General features: G+C 73.0%; 27 protein-coding genes. 11 read left to right on the forward strand and 16 right to left on the reverse strand.

The window, feature by feature from the left end:
• The first annotated feature begins 12 nt into the window (after window positions 1-12).
• Window positions 13-1173, forward strand: coding sequence for an Mrp/NBP35 family ATP-binding protein (locus tag ABD369_RS22870; protein WP_344638368.1), 1161 nt, complete (start codon window positions 13-15; stop codon window positions 1171-1173).
• Between the two features lie 65 nt (window positions 1174-1238).
• On the opposite strand, the gene ABD369_RS22875 is transcribed toward ABD369_RS22870, so the two are convergent.
• From ABD369_RS22875 to sigE, 4 genes are all read right to left on the reverse strand, one after another.
• Window positions 1239-1916 (reverse strand): hypothetical protein, encoded by a 678-nt coding sequence (locus ABD369_RS22875; RefSeq protein ID WP_344638369.1) that lies wholly within the window; start codon window positions 1914-1916, stop codon window positions 1239-1241.
• Between the two features lie 195 nt (window positions 1917-2111).
• Window positions 2112-2540 carry a sec-independent translocase gene (locus ABD369_RS22880; protein ID WP_344638370.1) on the reverse strand — a complete coding sequence of 143 codons (429 nt, stop codon included), beginning with the start codon at window positions 2538-2540 and terminating at the stop codon, window positions 2112-2114.
• A 177-nt stretch (window positions 2541-2717) separates the two neighbouring features.
• Window positions 2718-3692: a zf-HC2 domain-containing protein gene (locus tag ABD369_RS22885; RefSeq protein WP_344638371.1), complete on the reverse strand. Its 975-nt coding sequence runs from the start codon at window positions 3690-3692 to the stop codon at window positions 2718-2720.
• The gene (sigE, locus tag ABD369_RS22890; RefSeq protein WP_425557735.1) at window positions 3689-4351 is read right to left on the reverse strand and encodes an RNA polymerase sigma factor SigE; all 663 of its coding nucleotides are present in this window, start codon (window positions 4349-4351) and stop codon (window positions 3689-3691) included. The genes ABD369_RS22885 and sigE overlap by 4 nt, the downstream gene beginning before the upstream one ends.
• A gap of 354 nt (window positions 4352-4705) precedes the next feature.
• Between sigE and ABD369_RS22895 the strand changes: the two genes are divergently transcribed.
• Window positions 4706-5338: an O-methyltransferase gene (locus ABD369_RS22895; RefSeq protein ID WP_344638407.1), complete on the forward strand. Its 633-nt coding sequence runs from the start codon at window positions 4706-4708 to the stop codon at window positions 5336-5338.
• Between the two features lie 110 nt (window positions 5339-5448).
• Here ABD369_RS22895 and ABD369_RS22900 read toward each other — a convergent pair whose 3' ends face one another.
• Window positions 5449-5616 (reverse strand): DUF3117 domain-containing protein, encoded by a 168-nt coding sequence (locus tag ABD369_RS22900; RefSeq protein ID WP_014137929.1) that lies wholly within the window; start codon window positions 5614-5616, stop codon window positions 5449-5451.
• A gap of 345 nt (window positions 5617-5961) precedes the next feature.
• On the opposite strand from ABD369_RS22900, the gene ABD369_RS22905 reads away from it, so the two are divergent.
• The gene (locus tag ABD369_RS22905; RefSeq protein WP_344638372.1) at window positions 5962-6762 is read left to right on the forward strand and encodes an enoyl-CoA hydratase-related protein; all 801 of its coding nucleotides are present in this window, start codon (window positions 5962-5964) and stop codon (window positions 6760-6762) included.
• 12 nt (window positions 6763-6774) lie between these two features.
• On the opposite strand, the gene ABD369_RS22910 is transcribed toward ABD369_RS22905, so the two are convergent.
• Both ABD369_RS22910 and ABD369_RS22915 read right to left on the reverse strand, forming a co-directional pair.
• A complete protein-coding gene (locus ABD369_RS22910) occupies window positions 6775-7353 on the reverse strand; it encodes a DNA-3-methyladenine glycosylase I (RefSeq protein ID WP_344638373.1) in 579 nt (192 codons plus the stop codon).
• Window positions 7350-7874, reverse strand: coding sequence for a DivIVA domain-containing protein (locus tag ABD369_RS22915; protein WP_344638374.1), 525 nt, complete (start codon window positions 7872-7874; stop codon window positions 7350-7352). Before ABD369_RS22915 ends, ABD369_RS22910 begins: the two co-directional genes overlap by 4 nt.
• A 159-nt stretch (window positions 7875-8033) precedes the next feature.
• On the opposite strand from ABD369_RS22915, the gene folP reads away from it, so the two are divergent.
• A complete protein-coding gene (folP, locus tag ABD369_RS22920) occupies window positions 8034-8846 on the forward strand; it encodes a dihydropteroate synthase (RefSeq protein WP_344638408.1) in 813 nt (270 codons plus the stop codon).
• Between the two features lie 102 nt (window positions 8847-8948).
• Here the strand turns inward: folP and ABD369_RS22925 are convergent, their stop codons facing one another.
• Together ABD369_RS22925 and dapE are read right to left on the reverse strand one after the other, a co-directional pair.
• On the reverse strand, window positions 8949-9758 hold the full coding sequence (locus ABD369_RS22925; RefSeq protein ID WP_344638375.1) for an LOG family protein: 810 nt from the start codon (window positions 9756-9758) through the stop codon (window positions 8949-8951).
• Between the two features lie 172 nt (window positions 9759-9930).
• Window positions 9931-11001, reverse strand: a complete 1071-nt coding sequence (gene dapE, locus ABD369_RS22930; RefSeq protein ID WP_344638376.1) for a succinyl-diaminopimelate desuccinylase — start codon at window positions 10999-11001, stop codon at window positions 9931-9933.
• A gap of 185 nt (window positions 11002-11186) precedes the next feature.
• Here dapE and ABD369_RS22935 point away from each other — a divergent pair, with 185 nt between their 5' ends.
• Complete coding sequence (locus ABD369_RS22935) at window positions 11187-12152, forward strand: VldE C-terminal domain-containing protein (protein WP_344638409.1); 966 nt, start codon at window positions 11187-11189, stop codon at window positions 12150-12152.
• A gap of 310 nt (window positions 12153-12462) precedes the next feature.
• Window positions 12463-13224 carry a hypothetical protein gene (locus ABD369_RS22940; RefSeq protein ID WP_344638377.1) on the forward strand — a complete coding sequence of 254 codons (762 nt, stop codon included), beginning with the start codon at window positions 12463-12465 and terminating at the stop codon, window positions 13222-13224.
• Between the two features lie 48 nt (window positions 13225-13272).
• Here the strand turns inward: ABD369_RS22940 and dapC are convergent, their stop codons facing one another.
• The gene (gene dapC / locus ABD369_RS22945) at window positions 13273-14418 is read right to left on the reverse strand and encodes a succinyldiaminopimelate transaminase (protein WP_344638378.1); all 1146 of its coding nucleotides are present in this window, start codon (window positions 14416-14418) and stop codon (window positions 13273-13275) included.
• 8 nt (window positions 14419-14426) lie between these two features.
• Window positions 14427-14750: a ferredoxin gene (gene fdxA, locus ABD369_RS22950; protein ID WP_344638379.1), complete on the reverse strand. Its 324-nt coding sequence runs from the start codon at window positions 14748-14750 to the stop codon at window positions 14427-14429.
• A 135-nt stretch (window positions 14751-14885) separates the two neighbouring features.
• Here fdxA and ABD369_RS22955 point away from each other — a divergent pair, with 135 nt between their 5' ends.
• Both ABD369_RS22955 and ABD369_RS22960 read left to right on the forward strand, forming a co-directional pair.
• Entirely contained in the window at window positions 14886-15923 is a 1038-nt protein-coding gene (locus ABD369_RS22955) for a GNAT family N-acetyltransferase (protein ID WP_344638380.1), read from the forward strand.
• A 48-nt stretch (window positions 15924-15971) separates the two neighbouring features.
• Window positions 15972-16832, forward strand: coding sequence for a SirB1 family protein (locus ABD369_RS22960; protein ID WP_344638381.1), 861 nt, complete (start codon window positions 15972-15974; stop codon window positions 16830-16832).
• A gap of 34 nt (window positions 16833-16866) precedes the next feature.
• Here ABD369_RS22960 and ABD369_RS22965 read toward each other — a convergent pair whose 3' ends face one another.
• From ABD369_RS22965 to ABD369_RS22985, 5 genes are all read right to left on the reverse strand, one after another.
• On the reverse strand, window positions 16867-17439 hold the full coding sequence (locus tag ABD369_RS22965; RefSeq protein WP_425557736.1) for a response regulator transcription factor: 573 nt from the start codon (window positions 17437-17439) through the stop codon (window positions 16867-16869).
• A gap of 29 nt (window positions 17440-17468) precedes the next feature.
• Window positions 17469-18731, reverse strand: coding sequence for a sensor histidine kinase (locus ABD369_RS22970; RefSeq protein WP_344638383.1), 1263 nt, complete (start codon window positions 18729-18731; stop codon window positions 17469-17471).
• An 8-nt stretch (window positions 18732-18739) separates the two neighbouring features.
• Entirely contained in the window at window positions 18740-19462 is a 723-nt protein-coding gene (locus ABD369_RS22975) for an ABC transporter permease (RefSeq protein ID WP_344638384.1), read from the reverse strand.
• Window positions 19459-20553: an ABC transporter ATP-binding protein gene (locus tag ABD369_RS22980; RefSeq protein ID WP_344638385.1), complete on the reverse strand. Its 1095-nt coding sequence runs from the start codon at window positions 20551-20553 to the stop codon at window positions 19459-19461. The genes ABD369_RS22975 and ABD369_RS22980 overlap by 4 nt, the downstream gene beginning before the upstream one ends.
• Window positions 20554-20702: 149 nt before the next feature.
• Window positions 20703-22826 carry a S9 family peptidase gene (locus tag ABD369_RS22985; RefSeq protein WP_344638386.1) on the reverse strand — a complete coding sequence of 708 codons (2124 nt, stop codon included), beginning with the start codon at window positions 22824-22826 and terminating at the stop codon, window positions 20703-20705.
• Window positions 22827-23139: 313 nt separating this feature from the next.
• On the opposite strand from ABD369_RS22985, the gene ABD369_RS22990 reads away from it, so the two are divergent.
• The 3 genes from ABD369_RS22990 to ABD369_RS23000 all read left to right on the forward strand — a co-directional run bounded on the left by ABD369_RS22990 (window position 23140) and on the right by ABD369_RS23000 (window position 24851).
• Window positions 23140-23334, forward strand: a complete 195-nt coding sequence (locus ABD369_RS22990; protein WP_344638387.1) for a DUF2304 domain-containing protein — start codon at window positions 23140-23142, stop codon at window positions 23332-23334.
• A gap of 102 nt (window positions 23335-23436) precedes the next feature.
• Window positions 23437-24393, forward strand: a complete 957-nt coding sequence (mshB, locus tag ABD369_RS22995) for an N-acetyl-1-D-myo-inositol-2-amino-2-deoxy-alpha-D-glucopyranoside deacetylase (RefSeq protein WP_344638388.1) — start codon at window positions 23437-23439, stop codon at window positions 24391-24393.
• A complete protein-coding gene (locus ABD369_RS23000; RefSeq protein ID WP_344638389.1) occupies window positions 24390-24851 on the forward strand; it encodes a DUF6113 family protein in 462 nt (153 codons plus the stop codon). Before mshB ends, ABD369_RS23000 begins: the two co-directional genes overlap by 4 nt.
• Window positions 24852-25186: the final 335 nt, after the last annotated feature.

The following is a 25186-nucleotide window of genomic DNA, read 5'->3' on the forward strand; positions in this document are numbered from 1 at the left end:
TACCATCAAGGCATGGCCAACGAGACTGAGGTTGCCCCCGGCGTCACGGAGGAGTCCGTGCGCAAGGCCCTGGCGACCGTTCACGACCCGGAGATCAACCGCCCGATCACCGAGATCGGCATGGTGAAATCGGTCGAGATCGCCGAGGGCGGCGCGGTCCGCGTCGCGGTGTACCTGACCGTCTCCGGCTGCCCGATGCGCGAGACCATCATCGGCCGGGTGACCGACGCGGTCGCCAAGGTGCCCGGCGTGACCGGCGTCGAGGTCGAGCTCGACGTGATGAGCGACCAGCAGCGCAAGGAGCTCTCCCAGCTGCTGCGCGGCGGCGCGCCCGAGCGGGAGATCCCGTTCGCCAAGCCGGGCACGCTGACCCGGGTGTACGCGGTCGCCTCCGGCAAGGGCGGCGTCGGCAAGTCCTCGGTCACCGTCAACCTGGCCGCCGCGATGGCCGCCGACGGGCTGAAGGTCGCCGTGGTGGACGCCGACATCTACGGCCACAGCGTGCCCCGGATGCTGGGTGTCGAGGGACGCCCGACCCAGGTCCAGGACATGATCATGCCGCCCCAGGCGAACGGCGTGAAGGTCATCTCGATCGGCATGTTCACCCCGGGCAACGCCCCGGTGGTCTGGCGCGGCCCGATGCTGCACCGCGCGCTCCAGCAGTTCCTGGCCGACGTGTGGTGGGGCGACCTGGACGTCCTGCTGCTCGACCTGCCGCCCGGCACCGGCGACATCGCCATCTCGGTGGCCCAGCTGATCCCGAACGCGGAGATCCTGATCGTCACCACCCCGCAGATGGCCGCCGCCGAGGTGGCCGAGCGGGCCGGCACCATCGCGGTGCAGACCCACCAGAAGATCGTCGGCGTGATCGAGAACATGTCGGGCATGCCCTGCCCGCACTGCGACGAGATGATCGACGTCTTCGGCACCGGCGGCGGCCAGACCGTCGCCGACGCCCTCACCCGCACCGTCGGCGCGACCGTCCCGGTGCTCGGATCGATCCCGATCGACGTCCGGCTGCGCGAGGGCGGCGACGACGGCCGCCCGGTCGTCCTCGCCGCGCCCGACTCCCCCGCCGGCGCGGCCCTGCGCGCCGTCGCGGGCAAGCTCGGCGGCCGCAAGCGCGGCCTCTCCGGACTCTCGCTCGGGCTCACGCCGAAGAACAAGTTCTAGGACCGACCGGCAACAGGGGCGCGGGGCTGCTCAGGCCGTCCCTCGTCCCTGACGGGCCGTCCCCCTCAGAGCCGGGTGTAGGCCGTCAGGTCGGGGACGGTGGCGAAGCCGACGCCGTAGGCGCTCACGCCGCGGCCGTAGGCACCGAGGAGGACGCCCGGCGCCTCGCCGGCCAGGACCCAGCCGTACTCGGACTCGCGGTAGCGGAACGGCTGGGAAAGGCCGTTCACCGGGAGGGTGAGCGAGCTCCAGCCCGGCCCGTCCAGGTCGTCGGCCAGGTCCCAGGCGAGGGCGGACTGCTGGTCCAACCAGTCCTGGCGCAGGGCCCGGTCGAGCTGGCCCGGCCAGCTGTGGGCGAGCAGGCCGGAGCCGGCCAGCCAAGCGGCGGAGGAGGCCGAGGTGGCCTCCAGCATGCCGGTGTTGTCGGCACTGCGGCGGACGTCCCGGCGGGCCACGGTGACCACCACGGCGAAACGGCGCAGGTCCCGGGCCTCGTACGTCCTGGCCGGCTCCTCGCCGTGGCCGAGCGTGCCGTAGTCGATGGCACCGCGCTGGGCGGCCCGCACCCCCCCGCCGCCGGCCTGCATCAGCCAGCGGCGGCCGCTCCAGCCGTCGTCCAGCCCGTACCAGGGGAAGTCCGCCGCCAGGTACGGTTCCAGCGGATCGGCCGGGACCACCGGGCCCGCCTGGGCACCGACCACGGCCTCGGCCGTCCCTACCGCAGCATGACTCGTCGTGTCCATCCCCGGGCCTCCTCGAATGCGCCGTTCTGTGCCGTAGCGCGCTCCATGGTGGCGTACGGCGGTGCCCCCGTCCGGCGAATCGGCACCGGACCGACCGTGAGCCACGGCACAGCGGAGGCAACCGACACCATAACCGGGGAAACGGCGAAGCCCCGCCCAGCTGTGCACTGCCGGGCGGGGCGAACTGGCGCGACGTCAGGTCGCGTCGAGGTCGAACGGAGGGCGCTCGCCGTCCCTCAGCGGGGCACCGGCGGCAGCGGCCGGCACGGCGCTCTTGGTCAGGTCTGCCTTGGTACCGGTCATCGCCGGCGCGGGCTCGTCGTTCAGCACGGACTTGACGTCCAGGCCGTCCCGGATCTCCTTGAGGCCCAGCGGGTCCTCGTTCCCGCCGAGCAGCTGCTTGCGGACGAATGCCTTGGGGTGCAGGTCCTCGAACTCGAAATCCTTGAACTCGGGGCCCAGCTCGCTGCGGATGTCCTCCTTGGCACTGTCCGCGAAGCTCCGCACCTTGCGGATGAAGCCGCTGAGGTCCTGGATCAGCTTGGGGAGCTTGTCCGGCCCGAAGATCACCAGGCCCATGACGATCAGCGTCAGGACCTCAGGTAGGCCTATGTCTTGGAACACGTAAGCTCCCAGCTCCTGGTGGTCGAACCCGATGAGCCCTGCGGACAACGGTCTATACAGCGTAATGGCCACCGACCAGGTCCGTGCCCCACCGCGGGATGAAGCGGTGGCAAAGACCGGCCGATGGCCTAGCCGCGGCGGACCCTCCCGGCAGCGGTGCCGCCGGGGCCCGGATGGCTAACGGAACTCGTGCTGGTGAGGTGACGGGACGAGTTGCGGCTGGACGCTGTACGGGGCCTGCGGGACGGACCCGGCGCCGTACGGGGCCCCGGCCGGGAGGACCGGGAAGTCCACCGGCTGCTGGACCGTCATCGGGACCAGCTGGCCGCCGGTGCCCCGGGCCGGGATCACGCTGTTGCCGCCGTGCTGCTGGTTGGCACCGACCTCGCCGACCCCACCGAGGGTGACCGCCGCCACCGAGAACGCCCCGGCCGCGGCGGCGAAAACGAATCTGCGCCCGCGGATCAGACGGAACGGCGCGGCGGGAGGCTGCGGGTGGTGGTGGCCGACCGGGCGGACCGCGACCGGCTCCACCAGGGCGGCCAGCGGCGCGGGCACCGGCAGCGCCCCGGCGGGCGAGCGGCGCAGGAAGCCCGAGCGGCCGGCCCGCGGATCCACTCCGGGCAGCGGCGACTCGGCACCCAGTGCCCCGCTGCCGAACGAGGCCCCGGCCCCACGCCCGAACGAACCGCCGGTCAGCCGGCTGCCGCCTATCGTCCCCGCCCCGACGTCGTCCGCGCCGGCGCCGGGACCGGCGCCGGGCTCGTCGTCCGGCAGTGCGGCGACCGCCAGCAGACGGGACATCAGCATCATGGAGGGTGCCGGGGTGCCGGAGCGGGTCAGCAGCTGCTTGACCGTGCGGCCCTCGTCCGCCTCGGCCAGGCAGTCGGCGCAGGTCGCCAGATGGGCCTGGACGCGCTCGCGGGCGTCATGGCCGAGCTCGCCGTCCAGGAAGGCGGTCAGCCGGTCGCCCAGGTGGTGCTCCTCGGCCGCCGGCTCGGCGGTACGGACCGCGACGGGCCGCAGCTCATGGCCCTCCGGCTCGCTGCCGCGGCCGCGCTGGGCCCAGCCGGCCCCGCGTCGCAGCCGGCTCGCGGGCTCCCCTGCCGCACCCGTGGCACGGCCGGATCCCGAACGGTCGGCGCCACTCACAAGCGCCCCCGTTCACTCCCGCCCAGGGAGCCGGACTCGACACCGACCGCCACCGGCTCGGCCGTGCCGCCACGGCGGACGCGCCCGGGGGCGGAACCGGGGGCGCGGTGCTTCAGCGCCGTCCGCAGGTGCGAGCGGCCCCGGTGGATGCGGCTGCGCACGGTGCCCAGCTTCACCCCGAGGGTGGCCGCGATCTCCTCGTACGAGAGGCCCTCGATGTCGCAGAGGACCACGGCGGCCCGGAACTCGGGCGCCAGGGTGTCCAGGGCGTGCTGGACGTCAGCGTCGAAGTGGGTGTCACTGAAGTGCTGGGCCGGGCTCGGCTCACGGCTCGCCAGGCGCTCGGCCGCGTCCTCGGCCAGCGCGTCGAAGCGGATCCGCTGGCGGCGGCGCACCATGTCCAGGAACAGGTTGGTGGTGATCCGGTGCAGCCAGCCCTCGAAGGTGCCGGGGCTGTAGGTGGAGAGCGAGCGGAAGACGCGGACGAAGACCTCCTGGGTCAGGTCCTCGGCGTCGTGCTGATTGCCCGTCAGCCGGTAGGCCAGCCGGTAGACCCGGGCGCTGTGCGCCTCGACGATCTCCTCCCAGCTGGGCGGCGTCCAGGTCTGCGCGTCGGGGCCCTCGGCGAAGGTCGCGAGCTCGGCGGGGGCCTCGGCCATCGCGGTGTCGGCTGCGGTCGACTTGTCCAGGGGGGAGTACGCAGACTGGTTCATCACGGGCTTCGGCGTACGGGCCGACGCGGTGCCGCGGGGGTGCCGCCGCACAGGGACGTCGCCCTCGGCCACACCTCCTCGGTCGGCTCTTCTGCCCAGCAGGGCCACCACCATATCCACCTCACCCGTCAGATCGGGATAAAAGTGCTCGGCCGGGCAAGTACCCGGACCGACCGCCCGTTCTCCTGGATCAACGCCCGGTCCCCGAACGCGGTTCCCGGTCGGCCAGTAATCTGTGGCAGGAAATATCGACATCCGGCCGCCACCAGGCCGACAGCCGGCGCTCCGAAAGAGGCAGCCATCAGCGAGTTCGGGCCCGCTCACGCGGCTCTCGCCGATACCTACATCGGCGAGGACGCGGTGCTCACCTACGCCCGGGCCCAGGCAGCCAGGACGGGTATCCGCGCGATCGGGCCCAGCGGCGGCGCCTGCCTGCGGCTGCTCGCCGCCGCGCTGGACGCCAAGGCGGTCGCCGAGATCGGCACCGGCACCGGCGTCTCCGGCCTCTACCTGCTGCGCGGCATGCGCAGCGACGGCGTGCTCACCACGGTGGACGCCGAACCGGTCCGCCAGCAGCTCGCCCGCGAGGCGTACCACGCGGCCGGGTTCGCCCCCAACCGCTCGCGCTTCATACCCGGACGGGCGCTCGAGGTGCTGCCGCGGCTCGCCGACCGCCAGTACGACCTGGTGTTCTGCGACGGCGACCCGGCCGAGTCGCAGGAGTACCTGGCGGAGTCGCTACGGTTGCTCAGACCCGGCGGGATGGTCTGCTTCGAGGGCGTGTTCCAGGAGGGCCGGCTGGCCGATCCCGACGACGGCGACCCGCAGACCGACGCGGTGCGCGAGCTGGTCCGCGACATCCGGGAGAGCGACCGGCTGCTGCCCGCCCTGCTGCCGGTGAGCGACGGCCTGCTGTGCGCCGTCAAACGCTGACCGGCGTCCGGCTCAACTCCCCCCGCACAAAGCGGAACCCGGGTCCGGCGTGTACCGGGACCCGGGTTCCGTGCGCGTCATCTCCGAGGATGAGGGGAGCACCCGCTGCGTCAGCCGCAGGCCTTCTTCAGGGCCTCACCCAGGGCATCGGCCTCATCGGGCGTGAGCTCCACCACGAGGCGTCCGCCGCCTTCGAGCGGAACTCGCATGATGATGCCTCGCCCCTCTTTGGTGACCTCGAGCGGGCCGTCACCCGTCCGCGGCTTCATGGCCGCCATGCTCGTTCCCCTTCCTGCAACCGCTCAGCTACGCACCGGCAGTCCGTCCACCGCCGGTATCGAACGCATTGATCGGAAGCCATTATCCCGCATGCGGCGACCCGATGACCAACATCACTCCCTCCGCAAGCCCGGCCGCCCCCGCCCGACCCGCCCCTCCTTCGCCAGAAGCCCCATCAGGGTGCTACTCCACCAGGACTCCCTGGCGTTCCTCCGGCACCCCTCCGATGCCGGTCCGATGTCCGGAACGACGCGAAAAGGTGCCGTACCTCACACTCCCCGGCGGGCCGCCGACTCGGGCATGCTGACACCGTCCCACCATCTGAGACCCGGGGAGACCTGTCGATGTCCGACTCCGTGCTGTACGAGCTCGACGGCGGTCTCGCCGTCATCACCATCAACCGCCCGGACGCGATGAACGCACTGGACGTGGCCACCAAGGTGGCGCTGCGGGACACCGTCACCGAGGCCGCCGAGAACAGTGCGGTACGGGCGGTGCTGCTCACCGGCGCCGGCGACCGCGCGTTCTGCGTCGGCCAGGACCTCAAGGAGCACGTCGGGCTGCTCAAGCGGCAGGAGGAGACCGGCGAGGGCGCCCTGCGCACCGTCGCCGAGCACTACAACCCGCTGCTGCGGGCGCTGGCCGGCATGCGCAAGCCGACCGTCGCGGCGGTCGGCGGAGTGGCGGCGGGCGCGGGCGCCTCGCTGGCGTTCGCCTGCGACTTCCGCATCGTCGCCGACACCGCCGGCTTCAACACCTCCTTCGCCGGGGTCGCGCTGACCGCCGACTCGGGCGCCTCCTGGACCCTGCCCCGGCTGGTCGGGCATGCCCGGGCCACCGAGCTGCTGATGCTGCCGCGGACGGTGAAGGCCGAGGAGGCACTCCGGCTCGGGCTGGCCACCCAGGTCGTTCCGTCCGCCGAACTCGCCGACACCGCACGGGAGTTCGCCAGGCGCCTGGCCCAGGGTCCGACGGTCGCGTACGGCGCGATCAAGGAGTCGCTGGCGTACGGGGCTTCGCACTCGCTGGACGAACTGCTCGACAAGGAGGACGAATTGCAGACCCTGGCCGGGGTCAGCGAGGACCACCGGATCGCGGTGAACGCCTTCCTCGCCAAGGAGAAGCCGGTCTTCCTGGGCCGGTAGGACCGCCGCGGCTCAGCGGACTCCCCTCGCGTGGCAGTCGACGAGGTGGTCGTCGACCAGCCCGCAGGCCTGCATCAGGGCGTAGGCCGTGGTCGGGCCGACGAAGCGGAAGCCGTTCTTCTTGAGCTCCTTGGCCAGCGCGGTGGACTCGGGCGTAACGGCCGGCACCTCCTCCATCGTGCGGGGGGCCGGCCGGTCCGGGTCGCCGGCGTGACGCCAGATCAGCTCGTCCAGGCCGCCGGGGCCCAGGGCCGCTGCGGCACGGGCGTTGGTCAGCGTCGCCTCGATCTTGGCCCGGTTGCGGATGATGCCCTCGTCCTGCAGCAGCCGTTCGACGTCGGCGGGCCCGAACTCGGCCACCTCGGCGATCCGGAAGCGGGCGAAGGCCGCCCGGAAGCCCTCCCGGCGGCGCAGGATGGTGATCCAGGACAGCCCGGACTGGAACGCCTCCAGGGAGATCCGCTCGAACAGGGCGTCATCGCCGTGCACCGGCCGGCCCCACTCGGTGTCGTGGTACTCGAGGTAGTCGTCGGTGGACAGGCCCCAGGCGCAGCGCAGCAGGCCGTCCGGGCCGGGTACGGCGCCGGTCACTGCTCGCCCCTTCCGTCAGCGGCGGCATCGCCGGCGGTGTCGGCGTCCGCCGCCTCGGTGCTCTTCCCGTCAGCGCTCCTCGCCCCGGTGTCCGCCGTGCCGACGCTCTCCGCTCCCCCACCCGGCGCATCGACCCCGGTCCGCTCGGCGCCGGCTGGCTCCCCGGTCGACTCGTTGAATGTCTCCAGGCCGGGCAGCGGCTGCTCGCCCTCCGCGGCCGCCGCCCGAGCCGGGGCCGGCACCGCCGCGGCGGCCTCCAGTTCGGCGATCCGCGAGTCGCGGTGGGCGAGCTCGGCGCCGAGGCGGTCGAGCACGTCGTCCACCTCATCCATCCGGTAGCCACGCAGGGCCATCGGGAGCCGGATCTCGTCCACGTCGTGGCGGCTGAGCGGACGGTCCTGCGGCAGCCGCGCGGTGATCCGGTCGGGCACCGCCTCCTGCAGGCCGCCGCCTCCGCCGAGCGCCACCAGGGCAGCGCCGCCGACCACCACGGCCATCGCCGCCACGATCACCCAGAACACGAGCTGTCCTCCACACTCCGAGCCGGCCCCGGTAACAGGTGGGATCATGGTCCCTGAGGTAGGCCGGGGCCCATCATCGCACCCGGGCGAGCTGTGGAGGAGATTCCGGTGGTACTGCGCCTCGGGCCACGTGAGTTCGGCGACGACGAGCTGGTGATCATGGCGATCGTCAACCGCACCCCGGACTCCTTCTTCGACCGCGGCGCGACGTTCGCCGACGAGGCCGCCTTCGCCGCCGCCGACCGGGCGATGGCCGAGGGCGCGGCGATCCTGGACATCGGCGGGGTCAAGGCGGGCCCGGGCGAAGAGGTGACGGTGGAGGAGGAGCTGCGCCGGACCGTCCCGTTCGTGGCCCAGCTGCGCAAGCGCCACCCCGAGGCCGTGATCAGCGTGGACACCTGGCGGCACGAGGTCGGCGAGGCGGTCTGCGGGGTCGGCGCCGACCTGCTCAACGACGCCTGGGGCGGAGCCGACCCGAAGCTGGCGGAGGTCGCCGCCCGGTACGACGTGGGTCTGGTCTGCACCCATGCCGGCGGCGCCGAGCCGCGCACCCGGCCGCACCGGATCGGGTACGAGGACGTGATGGCGGACATCCTGCGGGTCACCGTCGGGCTGGCCGAGCGGGCCCTGGAGCTGGGCGTGCGCAGGGACGGGCTGATCATCGACCCGGGCCACGACTTCGGCAAGAACACCCGGCACTCGCTGGAGGCCACCCGCCGACTGCCGGAGATGACCGCGACCGGCTTCCCGGTACTGGTCTCGCTCTCCAACAAGGACTTCGTCGGCGAGACCCTGGACCGACCGGTCGACGACCGACTGCTGGGCACCCTCGCGACCACCGCCGTGTCCGCCTGGCTGGGTGCCCGGATCTACCGGGTGCACCAGGTCGCGGAGACCCGCCAGGTCCTCGACATGGTCGCCTCGATCCGCGGCACCCGGCCCCCGGCGGTCGCCCGCCGCGGCCTGGCTTAGACCGGCCGGCAACAGCGAGCGCGGGGAAGTGCGCGAGCGACCGTCCGTGGAGGGGCGGGGCTCGCGCCGCTCCCCCGCGCCCCTGCCGGTGCGACCGGCCGCTCAGACGTCACCGTTGGGACGGCGGCTCGCCGCCAGGATCTCCACGATCTCGTCCACGTCGTCGGTGACGTGGAACAGTTCCAGGTCCTGCGGGGATGCCTTCTTCTCGGCGACCAGGGTGTTCTTCAACCACTCGACCAGGCCGCCCCAGTAGGCGCTGCCGAAGAGGATCACCGGGAACCGGGTCACCTTCCTGGTCTGCACCAGCGTCAGCGCCTCGAAGAGCTCGTCCAGCGTGCCCAGTCCGCCCGGCAGCACCACGAAGCCCTGCGCGTACTTCACGAACATCGTCTTGCGGACGAAGAAGTACCGGAAGTTCAGCCCGAGATCGACGAACTCGTTGAGCCCCTGCTCGAACGGCAACTCGATGCCGAGGCCGACGCTGAGTCCGCCGGCGTCCGAGGCGCCCCGGTTGGCGGCCTCCATCGCACCGGGCCCGCCACCGGTGATCACCGCGTAGCCGGCCTGCGCCAGCGCCCGCCCGATCGCCACCCCCGCCGCGTACTCGGGCGAGTCCACCGGAGTGCGGGCGGAACCGAACACGCTGATCGCGGCCGGGAGTTCGGCCAGCGCACCGAAGCCCTCGACGAACTCGGAGGTGATCCGCCAGACCCGCCACGGGTCGGTGTGCAGCCAGTCGGTCGGTCCGGTGGTGTCGAGCAGCCGCTGGTCCGTGGTGCCGGTTCCGACCTGGTCGCGGCGCAGCAGAACCGGGCCCTTCTGCTTCTCCGGCCAGGCCTTCTTCCGCTCGGGCGCGTCGGCCCGCTCAGGGCCGTGCCCGTAGTGCTTTTCCTCTCCAGTGCCTGTCATGGCGAAACCCTACGCCCGCCGCTCCGGCTTTTCGGGGAACAGCAGGAGAACGCAGGAAGGCATCGGGGTTCACCGGACCGACGTCCCCGGCCCGGCCGCGCACTCGCCCCCGACCGGGCGTCCGGCGGGCCCAAGTGCCTTGGCGAGCCGGGCACTCGGGCCCACCGGACGCTCAGCCCAGCCAGGCCCGCAGCCGCTCCTCGCACTCGGCGATCGCGCTCAGCGAGCAGTGCTCGTCGCGCTTGTGCGCCAGGTTCGGGTCGCCGGGGCCGTAGTTGACCGCGGGCACGCCGAGCGCGCTGAACCGGGCCACGTCGGTCCAGCCGAACTTGGCGCGGGCCTGACCGCCGGTCGCCGCGAGGAAGGCCTGCGCGGCGGGCCGGGCGAGACCGGGCAGCGCCCCCGGCGCGTGGTCGGTGACGGTGACCTCGAACCCGTCGAAGACCTCGCGGACGTGCGCCTCGGCGTCCTCCATGCTGCGGTTGGGCGCATAGCGGAAGTTGACGGTGACCACGCACTCGTCGGGGATGACGTTGCCGGCCACACCGCCGTCGATGCGGACGGCGTTGAGGCCCTCGCGGTACTCCAGGCCGTCGATCTCCACCCGCTGCGCCCGGTACGAGGCGAGCCGACCGAGCACCTCGGCGGCGTGGTGGATGGCGTTGTCGCCGAGCCAGCTGCGGGCCGAGTGGGCCCGGGTGCCGGTGAGTCTGATCTGCGCCCGCAGGGTGCCCTGGCAACCGCCCTCGACCACGGCGCTGCTGGGCTCCATCAGCACCGCGAAGTCGGCCTTCAGCCAGTCGGGGCGCTCCCTGGCCAGGTGGCCGAGGCCGTTGCGGGATGCCTCGATCTCCTCGCAGTCGTAGAAGACGTAGGTGAGGTCGTGGTTCGGCTCGGTGAGCGTGGCGGCCAGTCGCAGCTGGACCGCCACACCCGACTTCATGTCCGAGGTGCCGCAGCCGTAGAGCAGGTCGCCCTCGACGCGGGAGGGCAGGTTGTCGGCGATCGGCACGGTGTCCAAGTGGCCTGCCAGCAGCACCCGTTGGGCCCGGCCGAGATCGGTGCGGGCGACGACGTTGTTGCCGTACCGGTCGACGGCGAGATGGGGGTGGGCCCGCAGCGCGCTCTCGACCGCGTCGGCGAGCGCCTGCTCGTCTCCGCTGACGGAGGGGAAGTCGACGAGCCGGGCGGTCAGCGCGCCGCCGTCGAGGGTCAGGTCCAGAGGCGAGTGAGGGCTGCTCATGGACGCCTAGCGTAGCCGCGACCGTCCAGCCGCAGGCTCGCCGCATGTGACACCGGCCACGTCCGCACCCTGTTGGGAGCCGTGTCCCCCGAGGGCCCGCGCAACCGCCTTCCCCGTACAGCCGTCCGAGTGGGTACGGTGTGCGAGCGCACAGACGCGAGGCGAGAGGGGAAGCGGTGACCGAGATGGCAACGGGCGAGCAGGACGGCGAGGCGGGCGTCCGCCGCCGGCGGCCGGTGCGCCGGGTCCTGATCGGTCTGCTGGCCCTCGCGGTGCTGGCGGGCGTGGTGGTCTACCTCAACCGGGACCGGCTGATCGCGCCGCCGGAGGGCTGCACGATAAACACCGCGGCCGGCAAGGGCACGCTCGACCTCGCGCAGGCGGCCAACGCCGCGACCATCGCCTCGGTGGCGATCTCCCGCGGCCTGCCCGAACGCGCCGTCACCATCGCGCTGGCCACCGCGATGCAGGAGTCCAAGCTGCACAACATCACCGGCGGCGACCGGGATTCGGTCGGCCTGTTCCAGCAGCGGCCGTCCCAGGGCTGGGGCACGGTGGACCAGATCATGGACCCGGTGTACGCCACCAACAAGTTCCTCGACAGCCTGGTGAAGATCCCCGGCTACGCCCGGATGCCGCTCACCGACGCGGCCCAGCAGGTGCAGCGCAGCGGCTACCCGCAGGCGTACGCCAAGCACGAGGGCAACGCCACGCTGGTCGCCTCGGTGCTCACCGGCCGCGAGCCGGCCGCGCTCAGCTGTGTGGTGGACGACCTGACCGTCCCCTCGCCGTCCCCCTCGGCCGGCGCCACGGCGCAGCCGCTGGACGTCGGCGCGCGGGTCCGCCGCGAGTTCGGCAAGACCGTCAGCTCGGCGCCCGCCGCCAAGGCCGACAACGACCCGCGTACGGTGATCGCGCTCACCCCGCAGCCGGCCACCAGCACCGACTCCGGCCCCGACGCCCTGAGCCAGAGCGGCTGGGCGGTGGCCCAGTGGTCGGTGGCCCAGGCGCGGCAGCTGGGCATCGGCGCGGTGGCGTACGACGGCAGGATCTGGCGGGTGGACCGGCCGAACGACGGCTGGAAGACGAGTGCCGCCGCTCCTTCGACGGACCGGGTGCTGATCACCCTGGGCACGCCAGGCAAGAGCTGAGGCCCGTTGACCCGCGGTTGACCGGCCATCCTTCGAACGGGTGATTCCGGTCAATCCCGATCGACGTCCGACCCCGGTTCCGCCCACTCCGGGCGGGCACCGGGCCGCGACTTGGGCCCCCTTGTGCCGCAAGGGAGGTGACGTTTCCGCAGGCGTCCGCCGGTTGGCCGATCCGTCCGGATTGCCCCAAAAACGATCGTCCGATCTTTAAAAACGCTTGACCCGTACAGCCCGAAACCTTCTCGCTCCTCCAGCGGTATTCACGTCGTCCGTTCGCCGGACGGTACGAACCTCACCACTTAGGAGCACCATGTCTCTCCCCCTCACGCGCCGGATCGCCCAGGCCGCGCTGCTCGTCGCGGCCGGTGCGGCACCTCTCGTCGGGGCCGGGTCCGCCTCCGCCGCCGACCTGGTGCCCCCGACGAGCGACCTGGGGGCCGGGCTGACCCAGCTGGACTCCGCTCCGGACTCGGCCGGCACGGTGGAGGAAGCGACCCACCAGGCCGGCGAGGCCCTCGGCACCACCGGCGCCGCCACCGTGCAGGCGGGTGTTCCGGCCACCGCCGACGCCGCCGGCAAGACGATCGCCAAGGCACTGCCCAACGCCGACCACTCCCTCGGCAGGGTCGCCGGCCCCACCGCCAGGACCGCCGCCGTCACCGGTGCGCTCACCCAGGTCGCCACCAAGGCAGCCGACAAGGCCCTCCCGGTGCTGACCGAGCGGCTCGCCCCGGTAGCCGGCAAGGCACTGCCCGAGCTGCCCGGTACCCGCACCGTGCCCAGCACCCGCGGTGCCTCGGCCGAGCTGGAGCACCTCACCCACTCGGTCCCCGGCGGCACCACCGTGGCCAGCGCGCTGCCGACCGGTGGCGTGCCGAACACCGACACCGTCACCGACCAGCTCCCCGGCAGCCTCCCCAAGGCGGCACCCCTCACCGACGCGCTCGGCCGGCTGACCGGCCACGCCGACACCCACCGCCTCGGCGGCCTGCCCGACCTCGGCAGCGGCAACCCGCTCGACTCGCTCGGCCTCGGCCCGATCGGCCAGATCCTCGGCGGCCTCGGCCGCTGACCCGCCACCGGCCTCCCGCCCGGTTCCGGGCGGGAGGCCTTTCGCACCTCAGCGGGTGAGCCGCTCAACCGCCGCCCGCACCCGCTCGTCGGTCGCCGTGAAGGCCACCCGGACGAACTGCCCGCCGGACGGGCCGTAGAAGTCACCGGGCGCCACCAGGATGCCCAGTCGGGCCAGTTCGGCCACGGTCTCCCAGCAGGGGCGGTCCTGGGTGGCCCACAGGTACAGGCTCGCCTCGGAGTGCTCGATCCGGAAGCCGTACGCCTCCAGGGCGCCGCGCAGCGCGGTCCGCCGCGCCGCGTACCTGGCCTTCTGCTCGGCCACGTGCACGTCGTCGCCGAGGGCCGCGATGGTGGCCGCCTGCACCGGGGCGGGCACTATCATGCCGCCGTGCTTGCGGATCTCCAGCAGCTCCCTGATCACCACCGGGTCCCCGGCGACGAACGAGGAGCGGTAGCCCGCCAGGTTGGACCGCTTGGAGAGGGAGTGCACCGCCAGCAGGCCCTCGTGGTCGCCCCGGCACACCTCCTGGTCCAGCACCGAGGCCGGATCGGCCTCCCAGCCCAGCTCCAGGTAGCACTCGTCGCTGACCAGCAGCACCCGGTGCTCGCGCGCCCACGCCACCGCGCGGCGCAGCTCGTCCCTGGACAGCACCCTGCCGGTCGGGTTGGAGGGCGTGTTCAGCCAGAGCAGCCGGACCCGCGCGCCGTCGAGCTCGGCGATGTCGTCGTACTCGACCGGCTCGGCGCCGCACAGCCGGGCGCCGACCTCGTAGGTCGGGTAGGCCAGGCGGGGGTAGGCCACCTGGTCGCCGGGACCGAGGCCGAGCTGGGTGGGCAGCCAGGCGACGAGTTCCTTGGAACCGATGGTGGGCAGGATCGCCTCGGGCCCGATCTCGGCGCCGGCCCGGCGGTTCAGCCAGCCCGCGATCGCCCGGCGCAGCTCCAGCGGGCCCCAGACAGTCGGGTAGCCGGGGGTGTCGGAGTGGGCGGCCAGCGCCTTCTGGATCACCTCGGGGACCGGGTCCACCGGGGTGCCGACCGAGAGGTCGCAGATCCCGCCGGGGTGCTCCAGGGCGGTGCGCTTGTACGGCTCCAGCTTGTCCCAGGGGAAGACCGGCAGCAGGTCCGAGACGCGGCGCGCCGCTCCCGGGTGACCCGGGAGCGGCGCGTGCGGAGTGTCAGTCGTGCTCACTCAGTTGCTCACTCTTCGCCCTGCGGCGGGAGGGCCGCGATGAACGGGTGGTCCTTCTCGATCAGGCCGAGCTTCGAGGCGCCACCCGGCGAACCGAGGTCGTCGAAGAACTCGACGTTCGCCTTGTAGTAGTCCTTCCACTCCTCCGGGGTGTCGTCCTCGTAGAAGATCGCCTCGACCGGGCAGACCGGCTCACACGCACCGCAGTCGACGCACTCATCCGGGTGGATGTACAGAGAGCGCTGGCCCTCGTAAATGCAGTCGACCGGGCACTCCTCGATGCACGCCTTGTCCTTGACGTCGACACAAGGCTGCGCGATGACGTAGGTCACGCTTTCGTTCCTCCTCGGAAGGGCTGGCGCCCCAAACTGTTTGCTCTTGCTCGCGTGCGCGGGTGAGCGCGGTGTCGTCGATGCCCGCCCTAGTATCGCGGGTCAGAGCACGCAAATGCACAGGAGGTGCCCCAGATGACAGGCCAAGATCCGGCCGACCCCCGTCCCGAGGTCCGGATAGACCGCTCTGACGTGGGACGACGGGTCTCTGTCCGGCGCCTTTCGGAGTTCGTGGACGGCCGTCCGGTGTTCCGTGATGTGATCGGCGTGCTCGAATCCTGGGACGACCAGGGGCTGACCGTCGTCCCGCGGGACGGCCGCCCGGTCTCGTTCCCCGAGAAACTGCTGGTCGCGGGCAAGACCGTGCCGCTCTTCCCGGCCCGCCGCGCGGCCCGGATGCCCGAGGCGGACCCGGTGGAACTCCAGCGTATCGCCGCGCGCGGCTGGCCCGCGGTGGAGCAGCAGGCGCTCGGCGAGTGGACGCTGCGGGCCGCGTCCGGATTCACCCGGCGGGCCAACTCGGTGCAGGCGCTGGGCGATCCCGGGCTCCCGCTGCCCGAGGCGCTGACCGCGGTCCGGGACTGGTACCGGCTGCGCCACCTGCCCGCCTACGTCGAAGTGACCGTCCCCGGTTCGCCCGAGGGCCTGATCGCCGAACTCGACCGGCTGGGCGCCCGGTACGCCCCCACCCTGGTCCGCACCGCGCCGCTGGCCCCGCTGAGCCGGCTGGCAAGTGGCCACAAGGGGGCACCCCCGGCCGAAGGCTGGGGGAGGGTCCGGCTCTCGCGCACCGCCGGGCCCGACTGGCTCGCCCAGTACCGCCGGGTCACCGCCGACGCCGAGCTGGAGCGGGCCGCCGTCCGGGTGCTGCACGGCGGGCCCTCGGTCTGGTTCGCGACCGTCCCCGGCCCCGAGGGCCCGCTGGCGATCGGCCGCTGCGTGGTCGACGGGCCGTGGGCCTGCTTCGGCGCGATCGAGGTCGCCCCGTACGCCCGCCGCGCCGGTCTGGCCACCGCCGTGATGGCGGTGCTCGCGGCCCGGGCCGCCGAGGAGGGCGCGAGCGGCGCCTGTCTCCAGGTGGAGGCGGAGAACACCGCCGCGATCGCCCTCTACGACCAGCTCGGCTTCCGCACGAGTCACACTTACCACTACGCCCAGCTTCCCCAGCGGTAGGACCGGCCCCCGCGGCAGTACCGACCCCCGGACCGACGAAGGCTTCTGTTGACCGAGCAGAGCAGATCACGTTTCCGTGCCGAGGCCCGGGCAGAGCACCCCGATCCGGTGCTGCTCTGCCTGCTGGCCGCCGCCGAGCACACCCTGGCCGACCCGGACGCGCCCGCCACCCTGGACGAGCTGCTGACGGCCTGCCGGGTCGCGCTCGACCGGCACGCGGCGGCCGTCCGGCAGGCCGTGGCCGAACGCGCCCCGGCCACCCCGGAGGAGACCGCGGCGCTGCTCGCGGCCGTGCTCGGCGGGCGGGAGCGCTTCCACGGCCGCCCGGCGGACTACCGGCGGCTGGAGTCCTCGCTGCTGCCGGACGTGCTGCGGCGGCGCCGCGGGCTGCCGATCATGCTCTCGCTGGTCTGGTGCGCGGTCGCCGACCGGGCCGGCCTCACCGTCCGCGGGGTCGCCCTGCCCGGGCACTTCATCGTCGCGGTGGGCGGACCCGCCGGAGGCGAGGAGTACGTGCTCGCCGATCCCTTCCACGGCGGGCGGCTGCTCGACCGGGACGACGTCGAGCAGCTGGTCGCCGCCGGCGGGCACCAGTTCTCACCGGAACTGCTCACGCCCGCACAGCCGTTGGACACCGTCCTGCGGGTACTCGGCAACATCCGCAGCTGGGCTGCCGACCGTCCCGAGCACGCCCGCACCCAGCTCTGGGCCACCGAGCTCGCCCTGCTGCTCCCCCGCCACCCGGCCAGCCTGCGGCTGGAGCGGGCCGAACTCCTGGTCCGCACCGGGCACTTCCTGGCGGGGGCGGCCGAGATGGACGCCTACGCGGAGATCCTGGACGCCTTCGACCCCGAGTCCGCCGACCGCGTCCGCCACGAAGCCCGCGCCGCCCGGCACCGCCTCAACTGACCGGGTCCCGGGGGCCGTGGCCGCCCCGGGCCGGTCAGAGCCAGCCCTTGTCCTTGGCCACCCGGACGGCCTCCGCACGGTTGCGGGCCGCGGTCTTCTGGATCGCCATCGACAGGTAGTTGCGCACGGTGCCCTCCGAGAGGTGCAGCCGTCTGGCGATCTCCGCGTTGACCGCGCCGTCGGCCGCCGCCGCGAGCACCTCCCGCTCCCGGGCGGTCAGCGGATTGGCGCCCTCGGCCAGCGCGGCGGCCGCCAGCGCCGGGTCGATCACCCGCTCGCCGCGCAGCACCCGCCGGATCGCCTCGGCCAGTTCGGACGCCGGGGCGTCCTTCACCAGGAAGGCGTCCGCCCCGGCCTCCATGGCACGGCGCAGGTAGCCGGGACGCCCGAAGGTGGTCGCGATCACGACCTTCGTCCCCGGCCTGCGCCGGCGCACCTCGGCCGCCGCGTCGATCCCGGTCATCCCGGGCATCTCGATGTCCAGCACGGCCACTTCGACGTCATGGGCCTCGACCGCGTCCGCGACCTCGTCCCCGCGCGAGACCTGCGCGACGACGTCGATGTCCCCTTCGAGGCCGAGCAGCGCGGCGAGCGCCTCGCGCACCATCCCCTGGTCCTCGGCCAGCAGCACTCTGATCACCGGGGCACACTATCGGCCGCGGCGACCCGCCCGCTCGCGAGCGTGTGGACCGGCACCAGCGCCCGCAGCCGGAAGCCCTTCCCGCGCGGTCCCGACCCGGTCTCCAGGCGGCCGCCGACCTGGGCGAGGCGTTCCTGAAGACCGGAGAGGCCGTTGCCCGGAGCGGACTTGCCCGGACCGCGGCCGTTGTCGGTGACCTCCAGGACGGCGTAGCGCTCGCCCTCGCCCTCCCAGGTCTCGTCCATGGTGACGGTGCAGGCGGTGGCGTCGGCGCCGTGCCGGACGATGTTGGTGACGGCCTCGCGCAGGGCCCAGGCGAGCACCCCGGCCTCCTCGTTGCCGAGGCCCGGGTGCTCCTCGGCCACCGAGTGGTGGGCCTCCAGGGTGATCTGGGCGGTGGTCAGGGCAGTCCGGGCCGCCGCCAGTTCGACCGGCAGGGTGGGCCTGCGGTAGCCGCCGACGGCCTCCCGGACGTCGATCAGGGACTGGCGGGCGACCTTCTCGATGTCGGCGACCTGCGCCCGGGCCTGCTCCGGCTTGTCGGAGTCCATGAAGCGTCCGGCCAGTTCGCTCTTCAGCGTGATCAGCGAGAGCGAGTGGCCGAGCAGGTCGTGCAGATCGCGGGCGAGCCGCAGCCGCTCCTCGGCGGCGGCCAGGTGGGCCACGGCGGCCCGGGCCTCGCGCAGCTCGCGCATGGTGGCGATCAGCCGCTGCAGACCGGTCATCGCCAGGCCGCCGAGGAAGCAGGGCAGGATGATCGAGGCCATGGTGTCGAGGTCCGCACGGATCAGCAGCGAGACGGCCAGCGCCAGTGCGGTGGTCCCGGCCACCCCGGGCAGTCCCAGCCTGACCGGCAGCACGGTCGCCACGCACACCGAGCAGTAGGTGAAGAGCGTCAGCCACGGCTGGCCGAGCCCGAAGGAGGTGCTCGTGGCCAGAGTCACCATCAGCCCGACGATCAGGTAGCTGCCGCGCCAGTTCTCCGACCGGGTCGAACGGGCGGCGACCAGACCGATGTACGCGACCAGGAACGTCGCCAGGGCCAGTGCCCCGGCCACCACGGCGGCCGTACCGTGCCTGCCGCTCGCCAGGTCCTTGACCGGGTAGACCAGGTAGATCATCCACAGCAGCATCCAGGCGATCTTGACCACCAGCTGGCGCCGGGTCTCCACCCGGCCACCGGGAATGCTGCCGTACGACTCCGACTGCCCCTCCTCCCCCGACTCGACGGGGCGGAAGGGCGGCGAGACGTTGGACATGGCGGACATCATGCCTGCTTGGTGTCCTTGTGGTACAGATGGGCCGCGACGGCGACGAAGACCACCAGGAAGCCGGCCAGCCCGCCCACCGCGACGGTGTCCAGCGGGTGTCCGGGCTGGGTGAAGGTGGCCAGCTGGTTGTACAGGTACACCGGGTTGAACCGGGCGAAGCTCTTCATCGAGCCGGTCACCGGGAACCAGGTGCCGCCGAAGAGCGCCATCAGCATGTAGATGATCATGACGATCGGCTGCACCGAGTCCGGCGCCGCCGCGTAGCCGAGTGCCACACCCAGCGCCGCGAAGACGAAGCTGCCGAGCCAGAGCGCCAGCCCGAGCCCGCCCCACTGGGCCGCCGACAGCCGGACCCCCTCGACCGCACCGATCGCGAAGACCACCGCGATCGCGGGCAGCGTGGTCACCGCGCAGGACGCGATCTTGGCGGCGGTGTAGGCCCGCCCGGGCAGTGCGGTCAGTCGCAACTGTCGCACCCAGCCGCTCTTGCGCTCCAGCGAGATCCGTTGGGCGCTGTTGCTGAGCACCGCGCCGACCGCGCCGAAGGTCGCCATCGACACCATGAAGTACGACTTCGCCGGGGTGCCGCCCGCCACGCTCCCGCCGTGGTACGCGTTGATGAAGAACACGTACAGCAGGCCCGGGTAGAGCAGGCTGACCAGCAGGTAGCGCTTGTTGCGCAGGGTGCGCATGATCTCCAGCTGGATCAGGGTGGTCATCGCTTGCCCTCCTCGGCGGCGGAGTCGTCGGCGGCCGCGTCCTTCCCCCAGTCTTCGGGCCTGGGGGTCCCCCCGGCCGAAGGCTGGGGGAGGGTCCCCCCGGCCGAAGGCTGGGGGAGGGTCCCCCCGGCCGAAGACTGGGGGAAGGGTGCCCCCTCGCCGGTGATGGTCAGGAAGGCCTGCTCCAGGCCCAGGCTGGTGACTTCGAGGCCGCGCGGGAAGAGTCCGGCCCGGTAGATGGCGGCGACCGAGGCGTCGGCGTCCCTGCTGCGGATCCGTACCGTCCGGACGCCGTCGATGCGGCCGGTGACGTCCAGGCTCACCGTGCCCGGCAGGGTGCGCAGCAGCGACTCGTCCGCGGCCGGGTCGGCGGGGTGCAGCTCGAAGGTGATCCGGCGGGCACCGGCCCTGGCCTTGATCTCCGCCGGGGTGCCGTCGGCGATCAGCCGTCCCCGGTGCAGCACCAACACCCGGTCGGCGATCGAGTCGGCCTCCTCCAGGTAGTGGGTGGCGAACAGGACGGTGCGCCCGGCGTCGGCCTGCGCCCGCATGGCCGCCCAGAACTGCCGGCGGACCGAGACGTCCATGCCGGTGGTCGGCTCGTCCAGCACCAGCAGGTCGTTGGCGCCGGCGATCGCGAGGGCGAAGCGCACCCGCTGCTCCTGGCCGCCGGAGAGCCGGTCCGCCTTGCGGTCGGCCAGCTCGGTGATGCCCGCGCTCTCCATCACCTCGGCCGGGCGGCGACCGCGCGGGTGGACGTCGCAGGCGAGCTTCACCAGTTCGCGGACCAGGACGTCGCCCATCAGTCCGCCGCTCTGCAGCATCGCGCCGACCCGGCCGGCCTCGATCGCGGCGCGCGGGGTGCCGCCGAACAGCGAGACACTGCCCTGGTCGGGCTCGCGCAGGCCGAGCAGCAGATCCAGACTGCTCGACTTCCCGGCCCCGTTCGGCCCCAGCAGGGCCACCGTCTCACCGGGCCGCAGCACCAGGTCGAGGCCGTTGACCGCCCTCACCTGGCCGTAGCTCTTGCTGACGCCCCGAAAGGCGGCGACCTCCTCGTCCGCCCTGAGCCCCGCCGTGACCGCGCTCATCCGTCCCACACCCTTCCCGATCACCTGACCTGCTCAGGCTCCCGCGACGGGGGTGCCGCCGGGCAGTGTGCACCGTCGTGTCCTCGCCATGACGGATGTCATGGGTCCCGGCCGGCGACGGGGGCGGCAGTCGCCGGCCGGGACGGCGGTCAGCCCGCCAGCGCCTTCTCCAGGAAGTCGACCTGGAGCAGCAGCAGGTTCTCCGCGACCTGCTCCTGCGGCGTCATGTGGGTGACCCCGGAGAGCGGCAGGACGCTGTGCGGCCGCCCGGCGGCGAGCAGCGCGGAGGAGAGCCGCAGCGTGTGCGCGGCGACCACGTTGTCGTCGGCGAGGCCGTGCACGATCAGCAGCGGGCGCTCCAGCCCGGGCGCGCCCTCGATCAGCGAGTTGGCCGCGTACACCTCGGGCCGCTCGCCGGGGTGGCCGAGGTAGCGCTCGGTGTAGTGGGTGTCGTAGAGCTGCCAGTCCGTCACGGGGGCGCCGGCGACGCCCGCGTGGAACACGTCCGGGCGGCGCAGCACGGCGAGCGCGGAGAGGTAGCCGCCGTACGACCAACCGCGGATGCCGACCCGGCCGAGGTCGAGCGGGTACTCGCCGGCCAGCGCCCGCAGGGCGGCCACCTGGTCGTCCAGGGTGACCCCGGCGAAGTCGAAGGCGACGGACTTCTCCCAGGCCGGGCTGTTGCCGGGGGTACCGCGTCCGTCCGCGACGATCACGGCGAAGCCCTGGTCGGCGAACCACTGCGAGGTCAGGTGCGGGTTGTGCGAGCGGATCACCCGCTGGCCGTGCGGCCCGCCGTACGGGTCCATCAGCACGGGCAGCAGGCCGTCCCGCTCCCGGTCGTAGCCGGTGGGCAGGAAGACCGCGCACGGGATCCGCCGCTCGCCCGCGAGCGTGAACGCCGGCCGGGCGGTGAGCAGCGGGGTCTCCGCGTAGGAGGCGATGGTGGCGACCGCCTCGTCCTCCCGCAGCACCTCGACCCTGGCACCGGCCCAGGCCGGGTCGGCGGAGGAGAGCACGGTCACCCCACCCGCCCTGACGGCCGCCACCACACCGGCCTCGCCGAGCGCGACCGGCTGCGCGCCGTCCTCGAGGCCGATCGTGAACGCGCCGATAGCGCCGGGCTCCAGGACCGCGTGGTCCGCCCCGGCCGAGGCGCTGAACAGCACGCCGTCCGCACCGACCGAGACCACCGAGCGCAGGTGCAGTTCGCCGCCGGTGACGGTACGGTCGCCGATCACCAGGGCACGGGCGCCGCTCTCGTCACTGATCCGCACCAGCCGCCCGTCGGGGGTCCAGGCGGGGACGCCGGAGAAGAGCTCCAGCCAGGCCGGGTCGTGCTCCTCGGCCAGCAGCTCGGTTTCACCGGTGGCCGGGTCGACCGAGCGGATCTGCTGGCTGCGCTGGTCCCGGGCCTGGACCAGCAGCAGCGGTGCCCCGCCCGTCGACCAGTGCACCCGGGCCAGGTAGGGGAAGGCCGCACGGTCCCAGTTCACCTCGGTGCGCGAGCCGTCCAGGCCGAGCAGCCAGAGGCCGACCTCGGCGTTGGGCGTGCCCGCCGCCGGGTAGGCGATCTCGGCTGGGGTGCTGGCGGGGTTGGCCGGGTCGGCGATCCACCAGCGGCGGACCGGCGCGTCGTCGGCGCGGGCGACCAGCAGCCGGTCGCTGTCCGGGGACCACCAGTAGCCGCGGTCGCGGTCCATCTCCTCCTGGGCGATGAACTCGGCCTGGCCCCAGGTGATTCCGTCCCGCTCGGGCTCGGCCAGGGCGCGGTCCCCGCTGCCGTCGGTGCGGGTGATCCGCAGCTGGCCCAGGGTGGTCGCATAGGCGACGTACGCACCGTCGGGCGACGGACGCGGGTCCAACAGGGGCCCTGCGGCGGGGAGTTCACGGGCGGCACCGGTGGCGGCGTCGGCGGTGAACAGGCGCCCGGAGAGCGCGAAGGCGGCCACCGCACCGGCGTCGTCCAGGGCATAGCCGACGATCCCGGCGGCGCCCTCCCGGCTGCGCTCGCGGCGGGCCTTCTCCTCGGCGGAGAGGTCCTCCTCGCCGCCGCCGAGCAGGACGGCCGGATCGGCGACGATCCGCTCCGCGCCAGTGGCGGTGTCGAGCGCCCAGAGCAGGTTGGCCCGGTCGCCGCCGGTCCTGGAACGCAGGAAGAGGACCCGGGAGCCGTCGGGTGCGACGGTGAAGGACCGGGGCGCGCCGACGGTGTAGCGCAGGGTCCGGGCGTACTGCCGGGGGAAGGTGTCCGCGGGTGTGTCGGTGGTCATGGCACCGAACCATACGGCCTGCCCGACACGGTGATCACTCGTTCGGAGCAGCGCCCCGAAGAGACTCGGCACGGCCCCTTTCCCGCTTCCCGCCGGGCCGTGCGCCCCATGGACGCACCCGCGCCCCGACCATGCGGACTCACGGAAAGTAATGCAGCTCTCACTGATCGGGTATTCCTTGACTGGTCGATTCGGAACCGCCGCGTCCAGGTGTGCCCGCACCCCGCGTCCGACTGGGTCGAGAGCTTGTCCCGCACGTCCCGACCGCCGCCCTCGCCGAGGGCGGCGCACCCGAGGAAGGGTGTGAGCCGTCATGGCCTTGTCCGTCTCCGCGGCAATGCTGATGCTGGTCATCGTGGTGGTCCTGATCCGCCGATCGGGGCTGAAGCTGGCGCATGCGATCGTCTGCGCGCTGCTCGGCTTCTATCTCGCCTCCAGCTCGATCGCCCCGTCGATCCAGGCGGTGACCAGCAACCTGGCAGGGATGCTCAATGGCCTGAAGCTCTAGCCGGCCGGTTGGACGGCGAAGAGCGGGAGCGGCCCGATGGCCCCCACCCACGGACGGTCGCCGGGCGCCGCCGCCCCGGCTCCGGTCGCTAGGCTGCTGTCCATGACCTCTGCCACCGACCGGCCGACCCGGCGCCTGCTGCTGGTGCACGCCCACCCCGACGACGAGTCGATCGGCAACGGCGCCACGATGGCGCGGTACGCCGCCGAGGGAGCCGAGGTCACCCTGGTGACCTGCACCCTCGGGGAGGGCGGTGAGGTGATCCCGCCCGAGCTGGCCCATCTGACCGCCGACCGGGACGACACCCTGGGCCGGTACCGGATCGACGAGCTGACCGGGGCGATGCGCGCGGTCGGCGTCGCCGACTTCCGCTTCCTCGGCGGGCCCGGACGCTACCGGGACTCCGGGATGATGGGCGTGCCCGAGAACGACGACCCCCGCTGCTTCTGGCAGGCCGACCTGGACGAGGCCGCCGGCCACCTGGTCGCGGTGATCCGCGAGGTGCGGCCCCAGGTGCTGGTGGCGTACGACGAGCGGGGCGGCTACGGCCACCCCGACCACATCAAGGCGCACCTCGTCGCCATGCGCGCCCACGAGCTGGCGGCCGACCCGGCCCACCGGCCCGAGCTGGGCGCGGCCTGGCACATCGCCAAGGTCTACTGGACCCGGATGCCGCGCTCGGTGATCGAACGGGGGCTGGCCGAGGCCGCCGTCCGCGGGCTGTTCCCCGGGGTGGCCCAGGTGTCTGACATCCCGGGCGTGGTGGACGACGAGGTGATCACCACCGTGTTCGACGGGACTGCCCACGCCTCGGCCAAGACGGCCGCACTGCGGGCACACCGCACCCAGATCGCCGTGGACGGCGAGTTCTTCGCGCTCAGCAACGACCTCGCGCAGCCGATCGTGACGACCGAGTACTACCAACTGGTCCTTGGCGAACCGGGTGGCGAGCGGCCCGAGACCGATCTGTTCGCCGGCCTCGACGTGGCGGAACCCGCCTCCGGACGGGAACCGGCCGGTTCGGAGCCGGCCCCCGCGAGTGCGGAGTCCCTCCGGTGAGCCCCTCCCCGAAGGGCGCGCCCGCCGGGCGCAGCCTCCCCGCCAAGGTGCTCGGATCCCAGGCCGAGCGACTGGCCGAGCCTCAGCCGCCGCGCGCCGGACGGATCGTGGCCTACGTCGTCCTCTTCCTGCTCGGGCTGGTGGTCTCGCTCTGCGGCTGCTTCGTACAGGCGCTCTGGCCGCCGTTCGGGATGCTGCTGGCGGTGGCCGCCAGCCTGGGCCTGTTCTACGGCGGGCTCAGGCTCACCGGCACCAAGCTGGGCGCCGGTGCACCGCTGGGCGGCTGGTTCCTGATGCTGTTGGTGCTGATGAGCCCTCGCCCCAAGGGCGACTTCGTCCTCTCCGCGGACCCCACCTCGTACGCCTACCTCTTCCTCGGCGCGGTCGGCGGCGTGATCTGCGCCACCCTGCCGACCCGGGGTGGGTTCGGGCTCGGGGTACCGGGGCCCAAGCGCTGAAACCTCCGCGACGAGCAGTCAGAGTGCTCCACACGTACGCTCATATCGGAGGAACCCGGACGTATCAGGTTCTATCCGAACCAGTTCACCGTGCACTTCTTCCCAGTAAGGTGGTGCAACGGCAGAACCGCCCCGGACGATGCGGTGCACGGGACGAGCAGGTAGCTTCGCCCAATCGCAAGGCCGGCGGCTTGCCGCAGCCAACACGATAAGAAGACTGGTGTCGGAGGGGTTGTCCGGTCCAACGCGCGGCAGTAGTCGCCGCACGGCCGGGCTGACGCCCCACAACCCGCGGTCGCCGTTCCACAGCGCGGCTGCGAACCCGGAGCAGAGCA

The sequence above is a fragment of the Kitasatospora cystarginea genome, assembly GCF_039533515.1.
Lineage (GTDB): Bacteria > Actinomycetota > Actinomycetes > Streptomycetales > Streptomycetaceae > Kitasatospora > Kitasatospora cystarginea.

Coding starts and splice junctions, on each gene's coding strand:
- ABD369_RS22870 (WP_344638368.1), top strand. CDS start 13: ATGGCCAACGAGACTGAGGTTGCCCCCGGCGTCACGGAGGAGTCCGTG.
- ABD369_RS22875 (WP_344638369.1), bottom strand. CDS start 1,916: ATGGACACGACGAGTCATGCTGCGGTAGGGACGGCCGAGGCCGTGGTC.
- sigE (WP_425557735.1), bottom strand. CDS start 4,351: ATGGCCGAGGCCCCCGCCGAGCTCGCGACCTTCGCCGAGGGCCCCGAC.
- ABD369_RS22900 (WP_014137929.1), bottom strand. CDS start 5,616: ATGGCGGCCATGAAGCCGCGGACGGGTGACGGCCCGCTCGAGGTCACC.
- ABD369_RS22905 (WP_344638372.1), top strand. CDS start 5,962: ATGTCCGACTCCGTGCTGTACGAGCTCGACGGCGGTCTCGCCGTCATC.
- folP (WP_344638408.1), top strand. CDS start 8,034: ATGGCGATCGTCAACCGCACCCCGGACTCCTTCTTCGACCGCGGCGCG.
- ABD369_RS22925 (WP_344638375.1), bottom strand. CDS start 9,758: ATGACAGGCACTGGAGAGGAAAAGCACTACGGGCACGGCCCTGAGCGG.
- dapE (WP_344638376.1), bottom strand. CDS start 11,001: ATGAGCAGCCCTCACTCGCCTCTGGACCTGACCCTCGACGGCGGCGCG.
- ABD369_RS22935 (WP_344638409.1), top strand. CDS start 11,187: ATGGCAACGGGCGAGCAGGACGGCGAGGCGGGCGTCCGCCGCCGGCGG.
- ABD369_RS22940 (WP_344638377.1), top strand. CDS start 12,463: ATGTCTCTCCCCCTCACGCGCCGGATCGCCCAGGCCGCGCTGCTCGTC.
- ABD369_RS22955 (WP_344638380.1), top strand. CDS start 14,886: ATGACAGGCCAAGATCCGGCCGACCCCCGTCCCGAGGTCCGGATAGAC.
- ABD369_RS22965 (WP_425557736.1), bottom strand. CDS start 17,439: ATGGTGCGCGAGGCGCTCGCCGCGCTGCTCGGCCTCGAAGGGGACATC.
- ABD369_RS22970 (WP_344638383.1), bottom strand. CDS start 18,731: ATGTCCAACGTCTCGCCGCCCTTCCGCCCCGTCGAGTCGGGGGAGGAG.
- ABD369_RS22975 (WP_344638384.1), bottom strand. CDS start 19,462: ATGACCACCCTGATCCAGCTGGAGATCATGCGCACCCTGCGCAACAAG.
- ABD369_RS22980 (WP_344638385.1), bottom strand. CDS start 20,553: ATGAGCGCGGTCACGGCGGGGCTCAGGGCGGACGAGGAGGTCGCCGCC.
- ABD369_RS22985 (WP_344638386.1), bottom strand. CDS start 22,826: ATGACCACCGACACACCCGCGGACACCTTCCCCCGGCAGTACGCCCGG.
- ABD369_RS22990 (WP_344638387.1), top strand. CDS start 23,140: ATGGCCTTGTCCGTCTCCGCGGCAATGCTGATGCTGGTCATCGTGGTG.
- mshB (WP_344638388.1), top strand. CDS start 23,437: ATGACCTCTGCCACCGACCGGCCGACCCGGCGCCTGCTGCTGGTGCAC.